At 63.6% G+C, this 22,118-nt stretch carries 16 protein-coding genes; all 16 read right to left on the minus strand.

The annotated features are described in order from the left end of the window. Positions 1 to 418: 418 nt before the first annotated feature. The 16 genes from HV670_RS15585 to HV670_RS15660 all read right to left on the minus strand — a co-directional run bounded on the left by HV670_RS15585 (position 419) and on the right by HV670_RS15660 (position 21,945). Complete coding sequence (locus tag HV670_RS15585) at positions 419 to 3,829, minus strand: ATP-binding protein (protein ID WP_175105699.1); 3,411 nt, start codon at positions 3,827 to 3,829, stop codon at positions 419 to 421. Positions 3,830 to 3,842: 13 nt separating this feature from the next. Further along, positions 3,843 to 4,454 (minus strand): response regulator transcription factor, encoded by a 612-nt coding sequence (locus tag HV670_RS15590; protein WP_175105700.1) that lies wholly within the window; start codon positions 4,452 to 4,454, stop codon positions 3,843 to 3,845. 539 nt (positions 4,455 to 4,993) lie between these two features. Next, on the minus strand, positions 4,994 to 5,389 hold the full coding sequence (locus tag HV670_RS15595) for a hypothetical protein (RefSeq protein WP_175105701.1): 396 nt from the start codon (positions 5,387 to 5,389) through the stop codon (positions 4,994 to 4,996). A 294-nt stretch (positions 5,390 to 5,683) separates the two neighbouring features. Beyond that, positions 5,684 to 6,160 (minus strand): hypothetical protein, encoded by a 477-nt coding sequence (locus HV670_RS15600; RefSeq protein ID WP_175105702.1) that lies wholly within the window; start codon positions 6,158 to 6,160, stop codon positions 5,684 to 5,686. Positions 6,161 to 6,308: 148 nt separating this feature from the next. After that, positions 6,309 to 7,283: a phosphogluconate dehydrogenase (NAD(+)-dependent, decarboxylating) gene (gene gnd, locus HV670_RS15605; protein ID WP_175105703.1), complete on the minus strand. Its 975-nt coding sequence runs from the start codon at positions 7,281 to 7,283 to the stop codon at positions 6,309 to 6,311. Positions 7,284 to 7,303: 20 nt separating this feature from the next. Beyond that, positions 7,304 to 9,448 (minus strand): transketolase, encoded by a 2,145-nt coding sequence (gene tkt, locus HV670_RS15610; RefSeq protein WP_281362403.1) that lies wholly within the window; start codon positions 9,446 to 9,448, stop codon positions 7,304 to 7,306. Between the two features lie 75 nt (positions 9,449 to 9,523). Beyond that, positions 9,524 to 11,194, minus strand: a complete 1,671-nt coding sequence (locus HV670_RS15615; RefSeq protein ID WP_175105704.1) for a glucose-6-phosphate dehydrogenase — start codon at positions 11,192 to 11,194, stop codon at positions 9,524 to 9,526. Positions 11,195 to 11,507: 313 nt separating this feature from the next. Next, positions 11,508 to 13,007 carry an efflux transporter outer membrane subunit gene (locus HV670_RS15620; protein ID WP_175105705.1) on the minus strand — a complete coding sequence of 500 codons (1,500 nt, stop codon included), beginning with the start codon at positions 13,005 to 13,007 and terminating at the stop codon, positions 11,508 to 11,510. Positions 13,008 to 13,054: 47 nt separating this feature from the next. Next, the gene (locus HV670_RS15625) at positions 13,055 to 14,605 is read right to left on the minus strand and encodes a DHA2 family efflux MFS transporter permease subunit (RefSeq protein WP_175105776.1); all 1,551 of its coding nucleotides are present in this window, start codon (positions 14,603 to 14,605) and stop codon (positions 13,055 to 13,057) included. Positions 14,606 to 14,682: 77 nt separating this feature from the next. Then, a complete protein-coding gene (locus tag HV670_RS15630) occupies positions 14,683 to 15,777 on the minus strand; it encodes an HlyD family secretion protein (protein WP_175105706.1) in 1,095 nt (364 codons plus the stop codon). Positions 15,778 to 16,041: 264 nt separating this feature from the next. Then, entirely contained in the window at positions 16,042 to 16,470 is a 429-nt protein-coding gene (locus HV670_RS15635) for a MarR family winged helix-turn-helix transcriptional regulator (RefSeq protein ID WP_175105707.1), read from the minus strand. Positions 16,471 to 16,619: 149 nt separating this feature from the next. Next, the gene (gene zwf / locus HV670_RS15640; RefSeq protein ID WP_175105777.1) at positions 16,620 to 18,092 is read right to left on the minus strand and encodes a glucose-6-phosphate dehydrogenase; all 1,473 of its coding nucleotides are present in this window, start codon (positions 18,090 to 18,092) and stop codon (positions 16,620 to 16,622) included. A 149-nt stretch (positions 18,093 to 18,241) separates the two neighbouring features. Continuing rightward, positions 18,242 to 18,985 (minus strand): ABC transporter ATP-binding protein, encoded by a 744-nt coding sequence (locus HV670_RS15645; RefSeq protein WP_175105708.1) that lies wholly within the window; start codon positions 18,983 to 18,985, stop codon positions 18,242 to 18,244. A 22-nt stretch (positions 18,986 to 19,007) separates the two neighbouring features. Continuing rightward, positions 19,008 to 19,805: an ABC transporter ATP-binding protein gene (locus HV670_RS15650; RefSeq protein WP_175105709.1), complete on the minus strand. Its 798-nt coding sequence runs from the start codon at positions 19,803 to 19,805 to the stop codon at positions 19,008 to 19,010. After that, the gene (locus HV670_RS15655) at positions 19,802 to 21,001 is read right to left on the minus strand and encodes a branched-chain amino acid ABC transporter permease (RefSeq protein ID WP_175105710.1); all 1,200 of its coding nucleotides are present in this window, start codon (positions 20,999 to 21,001) and stop codon (positions 19,802 to 19,804) included. The genes HV670_RS15650 and HV670_RS15655 overlap by 4 nt, the downstream gene beginning before the upstream one ends. After that, entirely contained in the window at positions 20,998 to 21,945 is a 948-nt protein-coding gene (locus tag HV670_RS15660; RefSeq protein ID WP_175105711.1) for a branched-chain amino acid ABC transporter permease, read from the minus strand. Before HV670_RS15660 ends, HV670_RS15655 begins: the two co-directional genes overlap by 4 nt. Positions 21,946 to 22,118: the final 173 nt, after the last annotated feature.

Raw genomic sequence — 22,118 nt, forward strand, 5'->3', positions numbered from 1 at the left:
CCTTCACCGTGAAACGCGGCGACGCGCGCCGCAGGAAGCCGCAGCAACACGGAAACCTCTACGGCGCGCGGCGCGCGTCGCCATTCAACCGGCCGGCAGACGGATCGCCACGAGACTCGACGGTAAAAATCGACACATTGATCCTGCCGTCATGGGCCCGTTCTGCACCGTCAACCAGTCAGGCGAAAATGTGCCAAAGCGCGAGTGGAAATGAAATCGTCGCAGATCGATTCGAGACTCGGAAAGCTCCGAACAATAGATGGAAATGCTGAAGGAATCGGCCTTCCGGCCAATTTTTAAATGCGCTAGTCCAAAAATGCGCTCCGCGGAAATTTTATCCGGGTAGTTGAATGCCTATTGAGTCAGATCGATACATCTATCGATCTCATTTTGAAATAGATCGAGGGCCGCGCAAAACTCATCGAATGTGATTTTCGCGGTCCTCCGCAATGCACGCGGCTTCAAGATCGATGCAGGCGTCGACAAGCATTCGGCCACCGACCAGCCTGACCGCGCCCTTGATGCGATGGGCGAGGCTCGCGAGTGCCATCAGATCGTTTTGCGAAAACGCTTTACGCGCCGCCAGCAGATCGTCGCGGTTCGTATCGCGCAACGATTTGAGAACCTCATCGCGCTGTTCTCCGAAACGCTCGAGCTTGGCCGTATCGATCGTCGAGACAGAAGCTGCCGTCGGGCTGAGTGCCTGCATGGCGGGAACCACACCGCCCAGCGCCCTTGCCAGTGCCTCGAGTCCCACCGGCTTGATCAGGCATTCGTCCATACCCGCCGCGATCGCCTGTCGCCGCGCCTCGGGTTGCGCATTCGCGGTTGCACCGAGAATCAGGCAGCGAGTGCGGTGCCGGGCCGCAGTCGCCGGCTCTTGCGCTTGCTGCTGCTTTGCTTCGTGTTCTCGTATCGCGGCCGCGAGCGACTCGCCACTCATGACCGGCATCGAACAATCCGTGAGCACCGCGTCGAACGGCTCGCTCAACCATCGAACGATCGCCTGGTTGCCGTCATCGGCCAGTACCACCCGGCAACCGAGCGATTCGAGTTGCTGCCGCATGACCAGGCGATTGGCCGGATGGTCATCGACCACCAGTACGCGGAGTCCCTGGAGGCGCGCGCGCCTGCTCGAAGCAGGTGCCGTCTCTCCGCCCGGCGCGCCGCGCGGTTGCATATTGAAATAGTGGGCGGTTGCAGCCGGTACAGCCGGCAGATCGAGTACGACCGACACCCGCGTACCCTTGCCGAGCGTGCTCGCCAGTTGGATCGTGCCGTTCATCAGACCGACCAGCCGCTTGCAGATCGACAGGCCGAGCCCCGTCCCGCCATACTGTCCGCGCTGCGATTCGCCGACCTGACTGAACGGCTCGAACAGCAGGGCCTGGTCGGCCAGCGCAATCCCTACGCCCGAATCGACGACCCCAAGCTCGATGCGCAAACACTCAGGCCATACCGCCTCCATCGTGCCTTCGCCATCGCGCTTGATCGCATACTCGAGTTGTACGCCGCCCGTACTCGTGAACTTGACGGCATTCGACAACAGGTTTGCGACCACCTGCCGCAAACGCACCGGATCGGCCATCACCCAGGCTTCTCTTTCGCCTTCGCCCAGACGTACGAGGGAAAAGCCGATCCCCTTCTGGGCCGCGATGTTGTGGTAAAGCCGCGCAAGCCCGTCGAACCAGTGGCAGAGTTCCAGCGGCTGGGGTGAGAGCTCGAGCTTGGCGGCTTCCATCTTCGACACATCGAGCACATTGTCGATCAACGCCAGCAGATCGCGCGCGGCCTGCTGCATGACCGACAAGGTATCGCTGCGGCGTGCATCACTGCCGGCCTCTTCCAGCTGCAGTTCGAGCATCCCGAGAATTGCATTCATCGGCGTGCGGATTTCATGGCTCATCGTCGCCAGGAATGCGGACGTCGCCCGATTGGCCGACTCCGCCTCATCGCGGGCGATCCGCAGGGCGTCTTCGCGCTCGACGAGCTGCTGCTCGGCGGCCACGCGCCGGCGAATCTGCACGCGCATCGAGATGGCCCACGCGAGCAGGAACAACGCCCCGAACGCAGCGACCACCGACGCGAACACGATACGGGGACGCAATCGCTGCCATACCGGCTCGGGATTGGCGACGAGCAGCCACCGGCGCCGGATCGCATCGATCTCACCGGGCGGAATATGGGCAATCGCCTTATCAATGATCGATGCGAGCGCCGTCTGGTCCGCGCGCACACCGACATTGACAGGAAAGGGCGTACCACCGACCGTCCCCGTGATCGCAAGGGTGTCGTTCGGATACTGTCCGATTGCATAATACGCAACCTCGATCGGCATCACGGTCGCGTCGGCGTGGCCATCGCGCACGGCATCGAAGGCGTCGAGAACAGATGCCGCGGGTGTGAGTCCGATCTGTAACTGCGCACGCGACAGTTCACTCCACATGGCGCTGTCGGCCAACAGAGCGACGCGCTTGTTTGCAAGCGCGTCGACGTCGCGCAGCGGAGATGCACTCGCGCGCGTGACGATCACCCACAGCGATGACATATAAGTCACGCTCGTCGTCAGCGACTGCCGGAAATCGGGGGCGTCGACCATGGTCGGCGTCAGCAGCGCGCGTTCGCCGCGCAGATCCTCGGCGACGGCTGATACCGAGCTGCGAAGCATGCCCTCGAACTTGATTCCCGTCTGGCGGCTGATCGCCTCGAGCACATCGATCGAAATGCCCGCCGGTTCACCACGCGCATCGACGAATGCGAACGGCGCGAGATCGTCGAGGGAAGAAAACCGCACGACGGGATGCGTGCTGATCCACTGCTGCTCGACGTTCGTCAGTTCGAGCGGACGGACGAAGCTGAGCGCACCGTCCATGCGAGACCAGCGGCTGCGCACGCCCGTTGCAAACGAAGTCGGCAAGCTTTGCAGAGCGCGGTTGAGCAACGTCACCAACGTCAGCTCACCTGGCCGCACCGCAAAATTGAAGCCTCCCTCTTCGAACGGCGCATAGCCGCTCGGCGCGAGATTGCGCAACTGGAGCTGGTCGATCACATAACTGCTGACCAGCAGGTTGCCGACAAAGGCGTCCGCTTCGCCGAACGACACAGCCTTGAGCGCATCGAATACGCGTGGATAGGCAAGCATTGTCCTGCCCGGATAGGCGGCCGCCACGTCGGCCTCGGGTGTGTCGCCCGCCACATACGCCAGGCGCCCGCCTGCGGCAACCTGAAAAGAGCCGTCCGAATGCCGTTCGATCAGCGCCAGTTGGTTGGCCACATAGGACCGCGTGCGAAGAAACGCATCGCCATCGGCGCGGGTCGACGACGTGGCGATGTCAATCTCGTTGTTTCGCAGGGCCGCAAGCATCGACGCGCGATCGTCGAACGCGTGCCATTCGATCGTTGCGCCGATGGCCGTGCCGACCGCCTCGGCAAAATCGACGCTCATGCCATAGACGCTACGACGCAGCCCCATGATGTCGAGTGGAGGAGACACGTTCGGCGCGATGCCGATGACCAGCCGGCCGCCATGCCGGTCCATCAGCGCCTGCTCTTCGACATCCAGCGGCAGCACAGGCAAGGCCAGTTGCTGACGCCAATCCGACGAGACGGGACCCGCGGAGGGTCCAGCGGCGCCGGGGTCCGTCATCGTCACATGCGCGGCTGCGCGAACCTGGCCTGACACCCCCGTGGGAAGCGAAGCGGAGGCCATATCGCTCGACCACCTCGATTCCGGATTCGCCGGCAGCCTGTCCGCAAGCACGACGGTGCTGGTCAGACCGGCGCAGACGACCCATGTCAGACAGAAGGACTTCGCTGCGAGGTGCCGCATGTCCGCCCCTGCGCTAGTCAATCAGCCGATGCGCCTTCGCGAATTCAACGAGGTCGACGATCGTCGACAAATTGAGTTTGCGCAGCATGCGAGTCTTGTGAGTGCTCACCGTCTTCGGACTCAGGAACAGGGTATCGGCGAGCTGCTTGTTGCTCGCCCCCGCGACCAGACCCTTGAGAATGGTGAGCTCGCGCGGGGACAATTGACCAAGCCGGTCGTTGGCCGCATCGGTGCCCGCATCGGCAAAACAGTTGTAGCCGGCGAGCACGAGACGCGCCGCCGTCACGATATCGCTGATATCACGATCCTTGCCGACGAAACCATGCCCGCCCGCGTCACGCGCGGGCCCGGCATGCATGCGCTCATCTTGCGACGAGAACACGAGAATGCGCGTAATGGATGCCGCGCGCCGCATTTGACGAATCAGTTCGATCCTGTCGATGTCCGGTAGCTTGAGATCGACAACGACCAGCGAGGGCGGCGCGCGCCGCAGAATTGCCAGACCGCGTTCGCCTGTACTCGCCTCCCCGACTATCTCGAATTCACCCGTGTCTTCGAGAATTGTCTTGAGTGCGAGTCGCAGGGACGGATGATCGTCGATGAGCACGATCGTTTGCTTTGCCACAGGCCATCTCCTTCAACGTTTTGTGTGCCGCCGGGAGTGGTCGGCCATTTAGACGCAGCACGATGTTACGAGAAAGCGAATATGTGAGCCAGCCAGTATCACATCGAGCTTGTCCCATCCAGGAATAAGACAAGCGCTCAATCTACATGACACCGTGTGTTTCCGATTGATTCGTGCGTGAAGCAGTCACATATCGCACACTAACCTTCGTTTATCGAGCAACCGATGCGCGCATGGGATATATCGTAATTAGCGGACGGAATTGTCATTCAACTAATTGAGATGACTCATGTGCGTAGTAGAGCAGACTTTTTGTGATGCTTGCGACTTTCCGCCGGTCAAGAAATGTCAAATTCACCGGACTTGTTTCGCGCTCCGAATGAATCGTGTCAAGCCTCGGAGGGAGGGAAGCGGGCGGACGAAGCAAGCGTGGCGACGATCAGCTAGAACGACGAGGCGTGTCAGTGGCGCTGAGGGCGAGAAGTGTTCATCGATCAACCGACGAGCGATCAGCCGGTGTGCGATCACCCGGCGAGCAATCAGTCGAAGAGCATCATCGTGTTGGGGGAAGCATGGCGCGCAGAGGTGCGCGGCGCGGGAGACGACGTCGTGGCGCCGCCCGGGACGAACAAGGTGAGGAACTTCGGGGAATTAAGGTAGCGCCGCACGGCTTCGGCGCTGGTGTTCTGGCCGTGGTCGAACAACCAGTCCTCGACACATTCGAAGAAAGCGATGCCGAACAGCACGCTGCGCGAATCGATCAGCCTTTCGGCGATCTTCTTCATCGCGGGTCCACGGTTGAGCGGCGATTTGCTCATCAGATCCGACGCTTCGCGCGCAACGATGTAGCCGCACGATCGGCGAATCTGGACCTTCTGTTCGTCGATTGCGTCGCGTGGCGTCGCATTCCTGCCGTCGTTTCGGGACTGCGTCATGTCTCCCCCTGACCTGTCTTGCCCAAGCCTGTTTGTTGGCCAACAAGCACGATATCGGCAATCAGCGGGCAAAACTTGAATGCAAGGCACATGACGCAAGCGCCAGGCTTGCCCGCCAGCATGCCGTGGTCAGTCTTTCCGAATCACGGCCCCACGTTGGCCGCTCAAACCACTGGAGATCTCGCCACGCAACAAAGGCCGCATCGAAACCAAGTTCCCTGTATCCCCTCACCTATCTATTGAAAGATGCAGCGCAGCAGGGCAGACCCGTACTTTCAGCGCTGAAAGCGCGGTCTATTGCGTCGGGCCCTTGAGTTCGTCGAGCATGCGCACGCAGTCATGCGCCTGCCCCGCATCCCACAAGGGTAGCGACCAGCTTGAATGGGTCAGATCGCGGGTCTGGAGCTCGACCCCGACCATCGAGGGTTCACGAGTCCGTTCGAACACGGACCACTCGCGCAGTTCGCTCAATGGATACCGCCGCGTCGTGCCCTGGAGCGTAAGCGTGACGCTGCGGTCATGCGCACTGACCAAGATGCTCGACTGGGCGCCCGAAAAGCGGCGTGTCGCGGCTTGATCGATGGTGCGGCCCGTACGCCGTTGCCGGGACCGCCACCATGCGATAGGACCCGCACTGAGTATCGCAAGCGCAAGAAAGTAAATCGCGATCGCCACATCGCTGCCGACGCGATGCGACAGCGCGTTGAAACCCCAGCCCGCGCCCAAGATAAAAATGAGAAAGCCGAGCAGGAGAAAAAAGAGTATGGGCATCGACCGCTCCGTTGAAATTTCAGACAGGCAGTAGATGCTACCAATCTGCTTCCAGGACGAAGCAGGTATGACGGCCAAAACGTTGCTTCCCGATCCAACCCCAGAAAGAACTGAGGGTAGACCAGGAAGCAGCGCCGCCTATCCCGACTTACTTCGGCTCGACGTGACCCCCAAAGCCAAATCGCATCGCCGAAAGCAAGCGCTCACCAAAGGTGTGCTCCTTGCGCGAGCGGAAGCGTGCGTAAAGCGAGGCCGACAGCACATTGGCCGGCACGGCTTCCTCGATGGCCGCTTCGATGGTCCAACGTCCCTCGCCACTGTCGGATACCTCACCCGCATAGTTCTCGAGCGTCGGATGCTGCGCAAGGCCGGCGGCCGACAGGTCGAGCAGCCACGACGACACGACTGAACCTCGGCGCCAGACTTCGGCGATATCGGCCATATCGAGGTTGTAGCGCTGGGCTTGCGGCAACTCCTCGGAGTTCTTTCCCTTGAGGATGTCGAAGCCTTCGGCATAGGCCTGCATCAGCCCGTACTCGATGCCGTTATGGACCATCTTGACGAAATGCCCGGCGCCCGCGGGGCCCGCGTGGATATATCCGCGCTCGGCGCGCGAGTCGCGATTGCCGCGGTTCGGCGTGCGCGGAATATCGCCGAGACCCGGCGCGAGCGTGTCGAACACGGGGTCGAGGTGCTTCACGATGGCATCCGGGCCGCCGATCATCATGCAGTAGCCACGCTGCAGGCCCCAGACGCCGCCCGACGTGCCGACGTCCACATAGTGGAGCTGCTTGGGCTCGATCTCCTTCGCGCGCCGCACATCGTCCTTGTAGTGCGTGTTGCCGCCGTCGATGATGATGTCGCCCGGCGACAGCTTGCCCGCGAACTCCTTCACCGCTTCTTCAGTGACCTGGCCCGCGGGCAGCATGATCCAGACGACGCGCGGCGCCTTGAGCTTCGCGATCACGTCGTCGAAATCCTTCGCGACGCTGGCGCCTTCCTTGCCCACTTCTTCTGCCGGACCGCTGCTGCGATTCCAGACCACGACCTCGTGCTTGCCTCTGATCAAGCGTCGCGCGATATTCGCGCCCATCCGGCCCAGGCCGACGATTCCGATCTGCATGCTCTCATTCTCCGGTTGTGTTACTTCACGAGTTTCTTCGCTTCAGCATAGACAGCCTCCGGCGTAAAGCCGAATTTCTTCTTCAAATCGGACAACGGAGCCGACGCCCCAAAAGTATGCATAACGATGGTCTTCGCGTCTTTGCCGATTCCGACATACCGGTCCCAGCCCACTTCGGACGCTTGCTCGACAGCGAGGCGTGCGCTCACATCGGGAGGCAGCACACTGTCCTTGTAGGCGGCGTCCTGCCGCTCGAACAACTCCCACGACGGCATCGAGACAAGCCGCGCGGCAATGCCTTCCGCCGAAAGCTTTTCATACGCGTCGACGCACAGCGAGACTTCACTGCCGGTCGCCATCAGGATGACCCGCGGCGCCTCGCCATCAGGCGCATCCGCGAGCACATAGGCACCACGCGCCACGCCTTGCGCGCTTGCATAGCGCTTGCGGTCGAGGGTCGGCAGGGCCTGGCGCGTGAGCACGAGGCAAACGGGCTGATCCGTGTTCGAGAGGATCACCCGCCACGACTCGGCGACCTCGTTCGCATCGGCCGGCCGCAACACGATCATGCCGGGTACCGCGCGCAAAGACGCGAGTTGCTCGATCGGCTGGTGCGTCGGGCCGTCTTCACCGACCCCGATCGAATCGTGCGTGAACACGAAGGTGACCGGCAATTCCATGATGGAGGAGAGCCGGATCGGCGGCTTCATATAGTCGCTGAAGATCAGGAAAGTCGAGGCGAACGGCCGCAGCCGGGAGAGCGCGAGGCCGTTCGCGATCGAGCCCATTGCATGCTCGCGAATGCCGAAGTGCAGGTTGCGGCCCGCATAGTTGTCAGGCTGGAAACTGCCCGCGCCGTCGAACTTCAACAGCGTCTTGGTCGAGGGCGCGAGGTCGGCCGCGCCGCCGATCAGCCAGGGGATCCTTGCCGCGAGCTTGTTGAGCACCTGGCCTGACGAATCGCGCGTGGCGATGCCCTTCGGGTCGGTCGGAAACACCGGCAGTTCCGTGTCCCAACCGTCGGGCAGTTTGTGGGAGCGCATTCGCGTGAACTGATCGGCGAGTTCGGGATACCGCTTGCCATACTCGGCAAAGCGCTGTTCCCACGCCTCGCGCGCGGCCTTGCCCCGCGCACCGATGCCCTCGCCAAAGTGCTCGCGCACGCCGTCCGGCACGAGGAACTGCGCATCCTCGGGCCAACCGTAGGCACGCTTGGCCGCCTTGACCTCCTCTTCGCCGAGCGGTTCGCCATGGGCGCTCGAGGTGCCCTGCTTCTTTGGCGAACCGAAACCGATCACGCTGGTAACGATGATCAGGGTCGGCCGATCGCGTGTCTCGTCGAAGGTGTCGAAGGCCCGGGCGAGCGCCTGGGCGTCGTTCGCATCGGCGACCTGTTCGACATGCCAGCCGTAGCCCTTGAAACGCGTCGCGACATCGTCGCTGTAGGCGAGATCGGTATGGCCCTCGATCGTCACCGAGTTGCTGTCATAGACCCAGCAGAGGTTCGACAGCTTCAGGTGACCGGCGATCGAGGCGGCCTCGGCGGAGACCCCTTCCATCATGTCGCCGTCGCCGCACAGGGCGAACACGCGATAGTCGAACACTTCGCAATCCGGCTTGTTGTAGGTCGCGGCGATCCAGCGTCCGGCTATCGCCATGCCGACGCTGTTGCCCAGACCCTGGCCGAGCGGTCCGGTGGTCGTTTCGACACCCGAGGTCCAGCGGTACTCGGGGTGACCCGGGCACTTGCTGTCGAGCTGGCGGAATTTCTTGATGTCGTCGAGCGGCACGGCCAGCTCGTCGAGCGCCCGGTCATCCTCGTCGATCGCCCGCACGCCGGCCAGATGCAACAGCGAATAGAGGAGCATCGACGCATGGCCGACCGACAGTACGAAGCGATCGCGATTGGGCCAGCCCGGCTGCAGTGGATCGTAGTTCAGGTAGCGCTGCCAGAGTTGATAGGCCACCGGAGCCAGACCCATCGGCGTGCCGGGGTGACCCGAATTCGCCTTCTGGACCGCATCCATCGCAAGGGTCCGAATGGTGTTGATGCACAACTGGTCGATGTCGCCGACCTTGGCATTTGCCGCACCGCCACTCGCGGCATCGCGCTCGGCGGCTTGCACGATAGAACCTGCGGCGGGATTCATAAGCCATCGTTTCATATCCAGTGCTCCATCAAGGTTCGTTGAGCTCGCCCGGGACGCGCTCACGTCAGACGCGAGACGCTCGGCCGTTCGTCACTGCGCTTGCTTGTCGATTGGCGTCCAGGCCCGGCCGTCGCGTGAAAGCAAGGTATCGGCCCCTGTGGGACCCGCGCTGCCGGCCGCGTATGACTCGGGTTGCGCCCCCTTCGCGGCGAGGTCGATCACGGGCTGCACGGCCGCCCAGCTCGCCTCGATGGTGTCGGCGCGCTGGAACAATGTGGCGTCGCCAAGCAGGCATTCGTAGATGAGCGACTCATAACCGACGTTCGACTGTTCGCCGAAAAAATCCGCGAAATCGAATGACGACTCGACTTCGCCGATACGGCTGAGCGGACCCGGCACTTTGACGTTGAAGGTGGCCGCCGCACCATGTTTCGGGTCGATCTGGATCGTCAGCACGTTCGAGGCGGGGTCGACCTGCTGGCCGCCCGTGCGCAGGGGTGCGCAGCCCTGGCCCGCGGCCGCGTTCGGGGTACGGCCCTGCGCGGCGCCCCCCTGCCCCGCTGCCTTGTGCCCCGAGGCGGCGGCAAACAGCCCGTATGGCTCGGGTTTGAAGTGGATCGCAATCTCGGTAAAGCGGCCGCCGAGACGCTTGCCCGTGCGCAGGTAAAACGGCACACCTTTCCAGCGCGGTGTATCGATCGCGAGCTTGAGTGCGATGTAGGTTTCGGTCGTGCTGTCCGACGCGACCTTGTCCTCCTCACGATAGCCCTTGACCGCAACGCCGTCGATCTTGCCGGCCGCATACTGGCCGCGCACGATGTCTTCGACCTTGACGGCCTCAGCCGCCTTGACAAACGCGGTCTTCGCATCGCGCACGGCCTGCGCCGAGAGCGACGTCGGCGCTTCGATGCCCGTCATCGAGAGCAGCTGGAACAGGTGGTTCGGCACCATGTCGCGCAGCGCGCCGGTAGTCTCGTAGAAATTGCCGCGCGAGCCGACACCAATTGTCTCCACCGCCGAAATCTGCACGTGATCAACCGATTCGGCACGCCACGCGGCTTCGAAGAAGCGGTTTGCAAAACGCATCGCGAGCAAACTCTGCACGGCGTCCTTGCCCAGAAAGTGGTCGATCCGATAGTACTGACTCTCGTCGGCGACCGCGAGAATCCTCTTGTTCAGTTCGCACGCGCTCGCCAGATCGGAGCCGAACGGCTTCTCGATGATCACGCGGCGAAACACGGCGCCCTGCGAACCCGCTGTGCCCGCGGCCCCCTTCTCCTCGAGCAGCCCCGCATGGCCGAGGCGCTCGATGACGGGGCCGAAGAAACGCGCGCTCACGGCGAGGTAGAACACCGCATTGCCTTGGATCTTCTCGTTGAGCTTGCGGTACGTCTCGTCGCTATCGAAGTCGGCTGTCAGGTATTCGAGCCGGTCGGTGACCCACTTCCATGTCGCGGGATCCACCTTGTCCGCACGGAATTCCGCATGCGGATCGGCCGCGAGTTCGCCGAGCGTATCGCTGAGCATCCTGCGCCAGTCGTCGCTGCTCAGGTCATTGTGATCCACCCCGAGAATCGACGTCCGCTTGTCGAGCAGGCCGGCGTGCACGAGGTTGTAGATCGACGGCATCAACAGCCGCTTGGTCAGATCGCCGCGTGCGCCGAATATGACGATCGTGCAGGGCGGTGCCGGCGTGGCTCCCTCCCGCGAGGCCGGCGCGTTGTTTGAATGGGAAGCCGGCTGTACCTCGGCGACATTCATCCGATACCCTCCTTGTCAATGCACCCGGGCCGCGCGACCGCGTCAGCCCACAAAGACTGCTGGTAGCAATTCATGTGCCGCGTGCGCGGCATTCGCGTGGGCATCGTAGGCGCCGAAGCCGGGGGCGCGGCGAGCCATCGCAGAGTGTATGCCTAAGCGTGCATTTTTTCCGGGCGGCGTGTGCAAACGACCGGCCCGGCCGATCGGGAAGCCGCCGTGGGAGAGTGTTTGCGCGATGCAGGCATCAAGCCGGATTCACATGACAAAGTTGCGCGGCTGCTTGCATATGGCAGGTCCGGTAGGTCGATGGGTATCAGTTCGGCTTCGGCACGTCCGGCGACGCGTTCAGTGATGCGTTCGATATTGCGTTCGATGGCGTGAGCGTCGCACTCGCCACTTCGATGCCGCCGTCCTTCGACCAACCGCCGCCAAGCGAGCGATACAAGGCGATCGCGGCGAGCGCATGCTCGCGTTTGGCCTGGTTCAGCGCATCCTGGTCGCGAAGGTAGGACTGCTGCGCCTCGAGCACATCGAGAAAATCCGCCGCGCCGCCCTTGTAGAGTTCGGTCGACAGGCGCAAAGCCTGCTCCGACGCTGCGCAAGAGGTGCCGAGTTGACTGACCGCATCGGCACTGCTGACGAGATCGCTGCGCGTGTCCTCGACCTCCTTGAGCGCGTTCAACAGCGTCTGTCGCAGATTCAGCTCCGACTCGCGCATCTGGCTTTCGCTGCCCTCGATGCCTGCCCGAATCTCGCCCGCATGGAAAATCGGACTCGTCGCCGTCAAGGCAGCGCTGAACAGATTGTCCGTCACCATCGGCAGGCCAACCCATGAGGCAGCCAGCAAGCCGTCGCTGAGCTGCAGGTTGAACTGCGGATAGCGGCGCGCGCGCGAGACGCCGACCTGCGCGGCGCGCTGCTCGACACCATCATAGGCAACCCGGACATCGGGACGCCGCAGGAGCGCTTCGGAAGGCAGCACCGCCGGCACATCGCTCGCGGGTACCGGCACGGGGGCCGCGTTCGCCAGAGTCAGGTGATCGACGCTCTGCGGGGTACGCCCCGAGTAGACGGCGATCAGACTCAACTGATGCTGGATCGTCGAACCGATACGGGGAATGCGTGCCTGGAGATCGCTCAGCTGATTCTGCGCGCGTGCCACGTCAAGATTGTTCGACAATCCATAGGCACGACGTGCCCGCGTCAGGTGAAGCGCACGCTCGCGAATGCTGATGTTGTCCTGCAAGATCTTTTGCTCGGCCTGCGCCCAGCGCAAATCGATGTACGCGGAAGCGGCGTTGGCCGCGAGCGCGAGCTTGAGCTCATCGAGCGCATCCTGGCTGCGCTCGATCTGGGCTCGCGTGGCTAGCACGGCTAGCCGTTGTCCGCCGAAGACGTCAGGCGTCCAGCTCGCGGTGACCCCGATGCCGGCCTCGCGCACATAGCCGAGCGGCGGCGGGATGTTCTGGCGGTAGTAAGCCGCGAGCGCGTTCAGGTCGAGGTGCGGCAACAGCGCCGCGCGCTGTTCGGCGCTCACCGCTTCGGCCTGCTTCACGCGCTCCACCGCGGCCTTCACATCGAGGTTCTGCTCGAGCACCTCGGTCACGAGCTGATGGAGCGTCGGATCGCCGAACTGTCGCCACCAGGCCTCGGTCTCGAGCCGGCTTGGCGCGACGTCCACGTCCCATCTCGGGGGGGCAAGCGTCGATATCGTGTCGGTCAGCTTCGCATGTTCGGCCGGCTGGACCGCGCACGCGGCGAGCACAAGACTCACCAAGGCAATCGCAAGGCTCTTGGTAAATGGGGACTTCATGGGGAAAATCGTGGCGGTTCTCATCGCTTTATCCCTGTGTGCATACTTCAATGCGCGTCTGGCGGCGGCTTCGCGCCAACATTGAGGGGCTTCGAAAACAAGGCCAGTGCAAAGGCCACGACGAAGCACACCGCGACCGCGGCAAACGTATCGGAAAACGTCAGCACGAGCGCTTCGCGCATCGCCAGTGCATGCAAGGCGCCGAGGCTCGCCTGCGCGCCGTCGAGCAGATCGCCACCGACGCGTGAGAAGTGCGTGGCCTGTCCGTTCAACCACGCCTCGACCAGCGGCCGGCCCGCGGTCACATGCTCGTTGAGGCGCAGGTAGTGAAGGTTGAGCCGGTCATTGAGCATCGTGCTGACGAGGGCGATCCCGATCGCACCACCGAGATTGCGCATCAGGTTGAACAAGCCGCTCGCCGAACGCAGCCGCGATGGCGGCAACGAGCCGAGTGCCATCGTGACGATCGGCGCGATCGAGAACTGCTGGCCGAAGCCGCGCAGGACCTGGGGCAAGACCAACTGCTGCCAGCCCCAGTCATGCGTGAGCGGCACATAGAGCCAGCAGCCGAGTCCGAAGCATGCAAGCCCGAACAGCAACAGCCAGCGCAAGTCGACAAAGCGCGCGAGCGATGAATAGACGGCGAGCCCGACCAGTTGTGCCACCCCGACCGACAGCAGCGCCGCGCCGATCTGCGTCGAGTCGAAGCCGCGCACGCGGCCGAGAAACAAGGGTGTCAGGAACACCGTGCAGAAGATGCCGATCCCGGTGATGAACGACAGTGCGCTGCCGATTCCGAAGTTCCTCATCGTGAGTGCACGCAGGTCGACAATCGGCTCCTTCGCCGTCAGTGCATGCACGAGGAACAGGAAGCAGGCAATCGCCGAGACCCACGTGCACGCGAGGATCGCGCTGTCGCCGAACCAGTTTTTGCGCGGGCCCTCCTCGAGTACATACTCGAGGCAGCCGAGAAACAGCGACATCAGGATGATGCCGGTGTAATCGCCCTTCTTGAGCAGCGGCAGGTCCGCCTTGTCGAAATGGACGAACCTCGGCACGAGAAGCGCCACTGCGAGGCCCGGTGCGAGGTTCAGGTAGAACAGCCAATGCCACGACCATTGAGCGGTGATCCAGCCGCCGATCACCGGCCCGATCGTGGGCGCCAGCGTCGCGAGCGCGCCGATCGTCGTCGATGCAATCACGCGCTGGTGTCCCGGGAACAGCACGAATGCCGTGGTGAACACCGTCGGGATCATCGCCGCGCCGAGCGCACCTTGCAAGGCGCGAAACACGATCATCGAGTTGATGTCCCAGGCCATCCCGCAAAGCATGCTGGTGATCGTGAAACCGAGCGCCGACGCGGTGAACAGCCAACGCGTCGAAAACACGCGCGAGAGCCAGCCCGACATCGGGATCACGAGAATCTCGGCAATCAGGTAGGACGTCTGGACCCACGACAACTCGTCTTGGCTCGCCGAAAGACCGCCCCCGATTTCCTTGAGCGACGACGCGACGATCTGGATATCGAGCGTCGCCATGAAAAAGCCGAGGCACATCAGCGCGAATGCAAAGACCTTGGTTCGCGTGGGCAGATCCATCGGATTGAACGCAGGCGCCGGAGCCACCGGAGCCAACTGAATCGCCGCAGCGGCACCACCTGCTGCGCGCGACTGGGTCATGACCGGTCGTGCTCGTCGCCGAGGCGCACATTCACCGTCGCCGACAATCCCGGGCGCAGTACAGGGTGTTGCGAATCCTGTCCTGCGTCGAGCCGGATGCGCACCGGCACGCGCTGGACGATCTTCGTGAAGTTGCCGGTCGCGTTCTCCGCGGGCAGCACACTGAAGGTCGCGCCGGTCGCGGGTGCGAGACTTTCGACCCTCCCTCTGAGCGGCGCCCCGTCGGCGGCATCGAGAGAGACCTCCGCCGCGTCGCCGACACGCATCCTCCTGAGCTGGTCTTCCTTGAAGTTCGCATCGACCCAGAGACCTTGTGCCGGAATGACCGTCAGCAACGACACACCCGTGTTCGCGAGCATGCCGACGCGAGCGGACCGGTTTCCGACATAGCCGTCGATCGGCGCACGGATCGTCGTGTATTCGACATTGAGCGCCGCCACGCGCAGCTCGGCTTCGGCCTTCGCGACGCCGGCCTGTGCATCGGCGATCTGAGCGTCGAATACGCCGAGTTGCCGCTTCGCGGCCGTCACGCCCGCACTACTCTGGTCAACGGCGGCGCGCGCCTTTTCGAGGTCAGCGTTCGCGCGCTCGACCACTTGGTTAGAGACCGCCTCGTCCTTGACCAACTCACGATAGCGATTCTGGTCCGCCGAACTTCGCGTCAGTTCCGCGCCGGCTGACCTGAGCTCGGCCTGTTGCTCATTGATCGTCGCGAGCTGCAATGCCTGCTTCGCACGAATCTCCTCGACCGCGGCACGCGCGCTCTGCAACTGTGCGGCCGCCTGCGCAAGCCGCGCGTCGTAGTCACGCGCGTCGAGCCGGATCAACACCTGCCCCGCCTTGACGAACTGGTTGTCCCGCACGAGCACGTCAGCCACGAAGCCGTTGACCTTCGGGGCCATCACGGTCACGTCGCCACCGACGTAGGCGTCATCGGTCGACTCGTGAAAACGCGCGATCAGAAACCAATACAAGGCGGCCGCGCCCACCGCGATGATCACGATACCGATTGCAATCAGCATCCACGGTACGCCCGCACGCTTCGATGCGTCGGCCTCCGCAGCGGGAAGAGTGGTCGAAGGCGTATTCATTTGATGTGTATATGCACTATTCAGGTGGCAACGACGGAAGTCGCGATCAATACCAAGCCGGTTCGGAAGCACGAGACCCGTCTCGATATAGCGCTTCCGAGATGGCACGCAGTATAGATGTGCATATGCACTTCGTCAAGTACTCAGGGGAATCGGGCAAACGGCTTCAGCCAGGGCCTGCGCAAACGGAGGATGAACGCCCTTGGGCGCATCGGCTCGGCCACGTTGGCCGCGACGCCGGCATTGCAGCCCGCGCGCCCGCACTCAGGGGGCGGACACAGCGAACAGTTCGGTACGCAATGCCTTGGCCCGGCTCGCGCCATATGATTTTTCGAACTCAGCCTGCGCCTGTCGCCAAAGCACCCGAGCCGTCTGGTAACGCTCGCGGCCCGCGTCTGACAGAGTGAACACATGGGTGCGCGAGCTTTGTTCGGCTGTGCCGGTCACAATCAGCCCATCACGCTGCAAGGGTTTCATCGCGCGCACGAGCGTGGTGCGATCCATCACCATCGCTTCGGCGAGTTCGGCCATCGTCCAGCCCTCTGCGCGACGAGACAGCCTGGCGAGCAGCGTGAACTGCGCGGCGGTCAGCCCGACCGGCAGGAGATGGCGTTCGTAAAGTTGCGTGACGTAACGCGCGGCCTGACGCACCGCGAAGCAGTTGCAATCGTCGTAGGAGAGAGGCTTTTCCATGATGGTTCCGAGCATATATGTGCGTACGCACACTGTCAAGGTCGATGCCGGGAACGTCAGGTCTTGTTCTCAGGTCCTTCGTTGGATCTTGTTCTGATCGTCGACCCGGTGCCAGCCGACCACGCCGGCCGGCACCTTCTCCCAACTCATCAGATCTCTTCGGACCACGTCATGTTGTCGCGTGCCATGAGCGCGGACGAGGCGGCCGGGCCCCATGTGCCGGCCGTATAGGTACGCGGCCGATCGCCGAGCTGCGACCAGCCGTTGAGGATCGGTTCGACCCACGTCCATGCGGCCTCGAGTTCGTCGCGCCGCATGAAGTGCGTGAGCCGCCCGCGGATCACGTCGATCAGCAGACGTTCATAGGCTTCGGGACGCCGCTCCGTGAACGCCTTCTCGAGATCGAGATTCAGGCTCACCGGCAACATCTGCATGCCGCTGCCCGGCTCCTTCGCCATCATCTGCAGCTGAATCGACTCCTCCGGCTGCAACTGGATCACGAGCCGGTTGCTGCGATCGCGCGGACCGTTCGGGATGATCGAAAACGGCAGGTCGGCAAACTCGATCACGATTTCCGACTGACGCTTGAGCAGGCGCTTGCCCGTGCGCAGGAAAAATGGCACGTTCGCCCAGCGCCAGTTGTTGATATGCACTCGCAGCGCGACGAAAGTCTCGGTGTCGCTCCTCGGCGGCACGCCGTCTTCCTCCAGATAGCCGCGGACCGGCTCGCCAGTGATCGCGCCCGCCGCGTACTGACCACGCACCGTATCGCGCGCCAGATCCGCGACGGTCATCTTGCGCAGCGAACGCAGGACCTTGAGCTTCTCGTCGCGCACGGCATCCGGGTCAAGTGAGACCGGCGGCTCCATCGCGACGATGCACAGCAGTTGAAGCAGGTGATTCTGCACCATGTCGCGCAGCGCACCCGTATGGTCATAGAAACCCGCGCGGCTGCCCACGCCGACCGACTCGGCCACCGTGATCTGCACGCTCTTGATATAGGGTGCCTGCCACAGCGGACCGAACAGCGCATTGCCAAAGCGCAGCACCATCAGGTTCTGCACGGTTTCCTTGCCGAGATAGTGGTCGATCCGGAAGATCTGCGGTTCGGTGAAGTACTTGCCGACCGCGTCGTTGATCGCCTGTGCCGACGCAAGATCATGCCCGAGCGGCTTTTCGAGAACCACGCGCGCATGCTCGTCGACCAGCCCCGCATCCGAGAGGCTCTCGCAGATCTGGGTAAAAAGGTCCGGCGAAGTCGCAAGATAGAACACGCGCTGTACGGCACCCGAGGACACCGTCGCAAGCCTTGCGTAATCTTCGGCCGAGGTCACATTGACGCGCACATATTCGAAGATCGACAGGAACGCCTGCCACGCCTCAGGCGTCAGGGACTTCACTTCGACAAAGGGACGCGAGTGCGTTTCAACGAATTCGAGATAGCGCTCGCGTGTCCAGTCCTGGCGACCGATCGCGAGAATGCGCGTCTTCGGCGGCAGCTTGCCGTGAACGTGCGCCATATAGAGGGCAGGCAGGAGCTTTCTTGCGGACAGGTCGCCCCCTCCACCGAAAATGACCAGATCCAGCGGAAGATTGAGCGATTCTGAAGCACTAGTCGTCATGGCAGTCGAACGCATGGCAAAATCCGGCGCCGCGCGGCTCGATGGGTCGCCCCCGAGTCCACGACGACACTGGAAGAAGAGATGAGAGTGACGCCCTGAAATGCGGGCGCATAGGTGAGCCTCGAGATCGATCGCGAGACACGCGGACACTATAACGCAAAGGTGCTGCCCTCATTGGACCACTCGAGCCAGTGTCGCAAAGTCTCGTGGTGTTCGGCAAGCCCAGCGGGTGTGCCCGCAAAAGCGATCTCGCCGCGGCCCATCAGGTAGACGCGCTGCGCGAGGCGCAACGCGATCGACAGCTTCTGCTCGATCAGCAGCACCCCGATGCCCTGCTTCGCGAGCACATCGAGCCAGTCGGCGATCTGCGCAACGACAGCCGGAGCGAGACCTTCGGTCGGCTCGTCGAGAATCAGCAATACCGGCTCGCCCGCCATCGCGCGGGCCATCGCAAGCATCTGCTGCTCGCCGCCCGACAAGACCCCTGCGCGAACGTCGAGACGGCGCGCGAGCAAGGGGAGCGATGCCAGCAGCGGTTCGCACACATGAGCGAATCGCCGCCCCGCGCGCAGGCCGAGCAGCAGATTCTGACGCACGGTCAGCGTCGGGAACAGGTCGCGTGTCTCGGCCACGTAGGCGATGCCATGGCGGGCGAGATCACAGGTCCGCCACTGCGATGTCTCGACCCCGTCGAGTCGCACACTTCCGTGCCGCGCGACCAGACCCATCACGGCCTTCGCCAAGGTCGAACGTCCCGCGCCGTTGCGGCCGAGCAGCGCGACAATCTCCCCTGCGTCGACACGCAAGTCGATTCCGCGCAGCACCTCGGCCTCGCCATACGATGCGCGAAGGCCGGCGATCTCGAGCAGCGGCGTCAAGGTTGCTGTCGTCATGGGGTCATCGTCATCGTCATCGTCATGGCAACGGCCTCCCGGCTTCGTCGCCCGCTTCGGCGAAGGCACCCGCATAGACGCGCCGCACGCCGGCGTCGTTTCGGATGACCGGCGGTTCGCCGCTCGCGATCACGGCACCTTGCGCAAGCACGGAGATATGGTGCGCAAGCTCGAACACCACGCTCATGTCGTGTTCGACGATCAGCAATGTCTTGCCCGCCCCAAGGGTACGGAGCAAAGCGACCGTATGCCGCGCCTCGTCGCGGCTCATGCCCGCGGTCGGTTCATCGAGCAGCACGAGGCTCGGGTCGCCGGCAAACGCGAGACCGAGCTCGAGCAGGCGCCGTTGTGCGTACGGAAGCGAGTCGACCCGGTCATCGCGCCGCGCACCCAGGCCGAGCATGTCGAGCAAGCGATCGGATTCGCCCCCAAGGTCGGCGCGCGCATGAAGGCGCCGCCATGGCGTGTCGCTCGAAAACCGCGTGGCGTGCGCACCGAGCGCGGCGACGCGCAGATTCTCGGCGACGGACATTCCGTCGAACAGGGCCGACAGTTGAAACGCGCGCGACACGCCTCGCCGCCGGATCGCGTGCGGCGGCAAACCGCGGATATCGCGATCGTTGAACAGTACGCGGCCGGACTGAGGACGCCGCCGTCCGCTGATCACGTCGAATACCGTCGATTTGCCCGCACCGTTGGGGCCGATCAATGCATGCGTCTCGCCCCGGCCGATGCGCAGATCGACACCCGCGAGGATTTCGGTCGCACCCGCGCGATAGATCACGTGCTCGAGTTCGAGTATCCAGGTATGCGGCGTCATTGCCTGACTTCCCTGCGCAAGCTCACCATCCAGATCGCCGCGCCGCTTATCCATAGCACGGCCGCCCATTGCCAGGGCTCGCGGGTGGCCGCATCGAAACGGACGTTCCCCCATGTCAGGAGCGAGCCGCTATCGGCGGACACCGTGAGCCGGTAAGTCATCTCGATACTCAGGATCAACGCTGCAAGCAACACGGCGCCCGCGAGTGCCCGCATGAGCGTGATGCGTGCGCGCACGACCCGGATCCCGTCGATCAGGCCAGCGGGCGACAGCGACACGACGCCTATGAACAGCAAGCCGAGGTAGAACGGCCATGCGCGCGTGAGCGTGGCGAGCGCGACCGCGAATCCCGTGTACACCAGCGTGCCCAGCAACGGCCCCCGCCATCCCGATGCACCGCCGAGCACGACCGCCAGCAGCACGGCGCCGGACTGCCCAAGCCCGAACGCATCGCCCGACACATGCTCGTTCGCGATCGCCATCAACGCACCCGCGACGCCCGCAAATGCCGCCGACGCGATCATCATCCGGTAGCGGATGCGCGCCACGTCGAGCCCGACAAATGCCGCGCGCACCGGCTGCTCCCGCACCGCATGCGCGGCGAGACCGAGCGGGGTTCGCACCAGTGCACGCATCGCGACGACGGCGAGCACGGCCCAGACTGCGATCAGACCATAAGCATGACGCTCAGGGCCGAGATCGAACGGCGACCAGCCGAGGGTGCGATCGGTCGATATGCCGCCCTCTCCGCCGAACACCGCGGGCCACGCGGCCGATCCGGTCGCGAGCAGCTCGCCCATGCCGAGCGTGATCATCGCGAAGGCGATGCCACCGCGGCGCGTCGCGAACCAGCCGAGCGTCGCACCACCGAGCGCACCGGCCAGCCCGCCTACCAGGGGCAGCAGCGGTGTCGGCGATGGCCAGTGCTCGCTGCCCGCGAGATTCAAGGCATAGGCGGCCGCGAATGCGCCGATGCCAGCATAGGCCGCATGACCGAAAGACAGCAGGCCCGTTTCGCCGAGCAGCAACTGGAACGACTGCGCAAGCACGATCATCGCCGCGGCCTGGCTTGCGAACGACAACGGCAGGCCTCCCGACCATAGCGGCACACAGGCGGCCAGCGCGCAGACCGACACGGTCGCCGCACGACGCACGCGCGCGTGGCGCCGCCAGTCCCGAAGCACATCAAGCGTCAATTGTCCCCTCCCGCCGGCCGAGCGCCAAGCCAGCCACTCGGCCTGATGAGTAATGTCAGGATCAGCAGCAGGTAAGGAAGTGCCGGTGCAAGGCGCGCAAGCGTCAGGCCGCTTTGCGCGCCCGCGCCCGGCAAGAGCCGGATATCGAGTGCCACGGCGAAGGTTTGCAGCAAGCCGATGCCCAGTGAGGCGAGGAACGCGCCGCCGAGCGAACCGAGACCGCCAACCACGGCAACCACGAACACGATAGGTCCGATGGAGTCCGCCATTCCAGGCTCGACTACGAATGCATGTCCGCCGACCACGCCGGCCACGGCGGCCAGACCCGCACCGAGTGCGAAGACCAGTGTGAACACACGATCGACGTCGTGGCCGAGCGCGGCGACGGCATCGGGATGCGTGCGCGCGGCCTCGATCACGAGACCGGTACGGCTGCGCTTGAGCGCCAGGGTCAGCACGAGCAGCATGCCGACCGAGATCGCCATCATGAACGCGCGATAGCGCGGAAAAGGCACGCCGAATGCATCGAACAACGGCCCGTCGAGCACAGCGGGAAGTGTCGCGGTCTGTGGCGACAGACCCCAGGCAAGCTTGACCATTTCGTCGATCAGATAGGCCAGGCCGAACGTGAAGAGCAACTCGGCGATCTGGCCGTGAACACGCAGGCGCCGTAGCCCGTAACGTTCGACGAAGGCCCCGACGAGTGCCACCGCGAGCGGCGCCAGCACGAGAGAAGACCAGAAGCCGAGCCGGTGCCCGAGCGCGAACGCGAAATAGGCACCGAGCATATAGAAGCTTGCATGAGCGAAGTTCATCACGCCCATGAGGCTGAACACCAGCGTCAGGCCTGCAGAGAGCATGAATAGCAGCAGTCCGAATGCGAGGCCGCTCAGGCCGTTCGTCACCCAGAACGAGAGCGCGTGCAAGAGTGGAACCGTGCTCATCGTGCTCGCTTGCATCCCTGTCGAGGCTCACCTTTACCCTCGACGGGCGAGGCCGCACGCGGAATGGATTGAAAGCTTGGGGCGCATAACGCCGGGGTGCCGCGTTCGGCCACGGAAAACTCCTGTTCGGAAAGGGATAGGGCCCAATGGTATCGCGGCAGGCGGTGGAACCG

The organism is Pararobbsia alpina (assembly GCF_902859895.1).
GTDB lineage: Bacteria > Pseudomonadota > Gammaproteobacteria > Burkholderiales > Burkholderiaceae > Pararobbsia > Pararobbsia alpina.

Coding starts and splice junctions, on each gene's coding strand:
- HV670_RS15585 (WP_175105699.1), bottom strand. CDS start 3,829: ATGCGGCACCTCGCAGCGAAGTCCTTCTGTCTGACATGGGTCGTCTGC.
- HV670_RS15595 (WP_175105701.1), bottom strand. CDS start 5,389: ATGACGCAGTCCCGAAACGACGGCAGGAATGCGACGCCACGCGACGCA.
- HV670_RS15600 (WP_175105702.1), bottom strand. CDS start 6,160: ATGCCCATACTCTTTTTTCTCCTGCTCGGCTTTCTCATTTTTATCTTG.
- gnd (WP_175105703.1), bottom strand. CDS start 7,283: ATGCAGATCGGAATCGTCGGCCTGGGCCGGATGGGCGCGAATATCGCG.
- tkt (WP_281362403.1), bottom strand. CDS start 9,448: ATGAAACGATGGCTTATGAATCCCGCCGCAGGTTCTATCGTGCAAGCC.
- HV670_RS15615 (WP_175105704.1), bottom strand. CDS start 11,194: ATGAATGTCGCCGAGGTACAGCCGGCTTCCCATTCAAACAACGCGCCG.
- HV670_RS15620 (WP_175105705.1), bottom strand. CDS start 13,007: ATGAAGTCCCCATTTACCAAGAGCCTTGCGATTGCCTTGGTGAGTCTT.
- HV670_RS15625 (WP_175105776.1), bottom strand. CDS start 14,605: ATGGATCTGCCCACGCGAACCAAGGTCTTTGCATTCGCGCTGATGTGC.
- HV670_RS15630 (WP_175105706.1), bottom strand. CDS start 15,777: ATGAATACGCCTTCGACCACTCTTCCCGCTGCGGAGGCCGACGCATCG.
- HV670_RS15635 (WP_175105707.1), bottom strand. CDS start 16,470: ATGGAAAAGCCTCTCTCCTACGACGATTGCAACTGCTTCGCGGTGCGT.
- zwf (WP_175105777.1), bottom strand. CDS start 18,092: ATGACGACTAGTGCTTCAGAATCGCTCAATCTTCCGCTGGATCTGGTC.
- HV670_RS15645 (WP_175105708.1), bottom strand. CDS start 18,985: ATGACGACAGCAACCTTGACGCCGCTGCTCGAGATCGCCGGCCTTCGC.
- HV670_RS15650 (WP_175105709.1), bottom strand. CDS start 19,805: ATGACGCCGCATACCTGGATACTCGAACTCGAGCACGTGATCTATCGC.
- HV670_RS15660 (WP_175105711.1), bottom strand. CDS start 21,945: ATGAGCACGGTTCCACTCTTGCACGCGCTCTCGTTCTGGGTGACGAAC.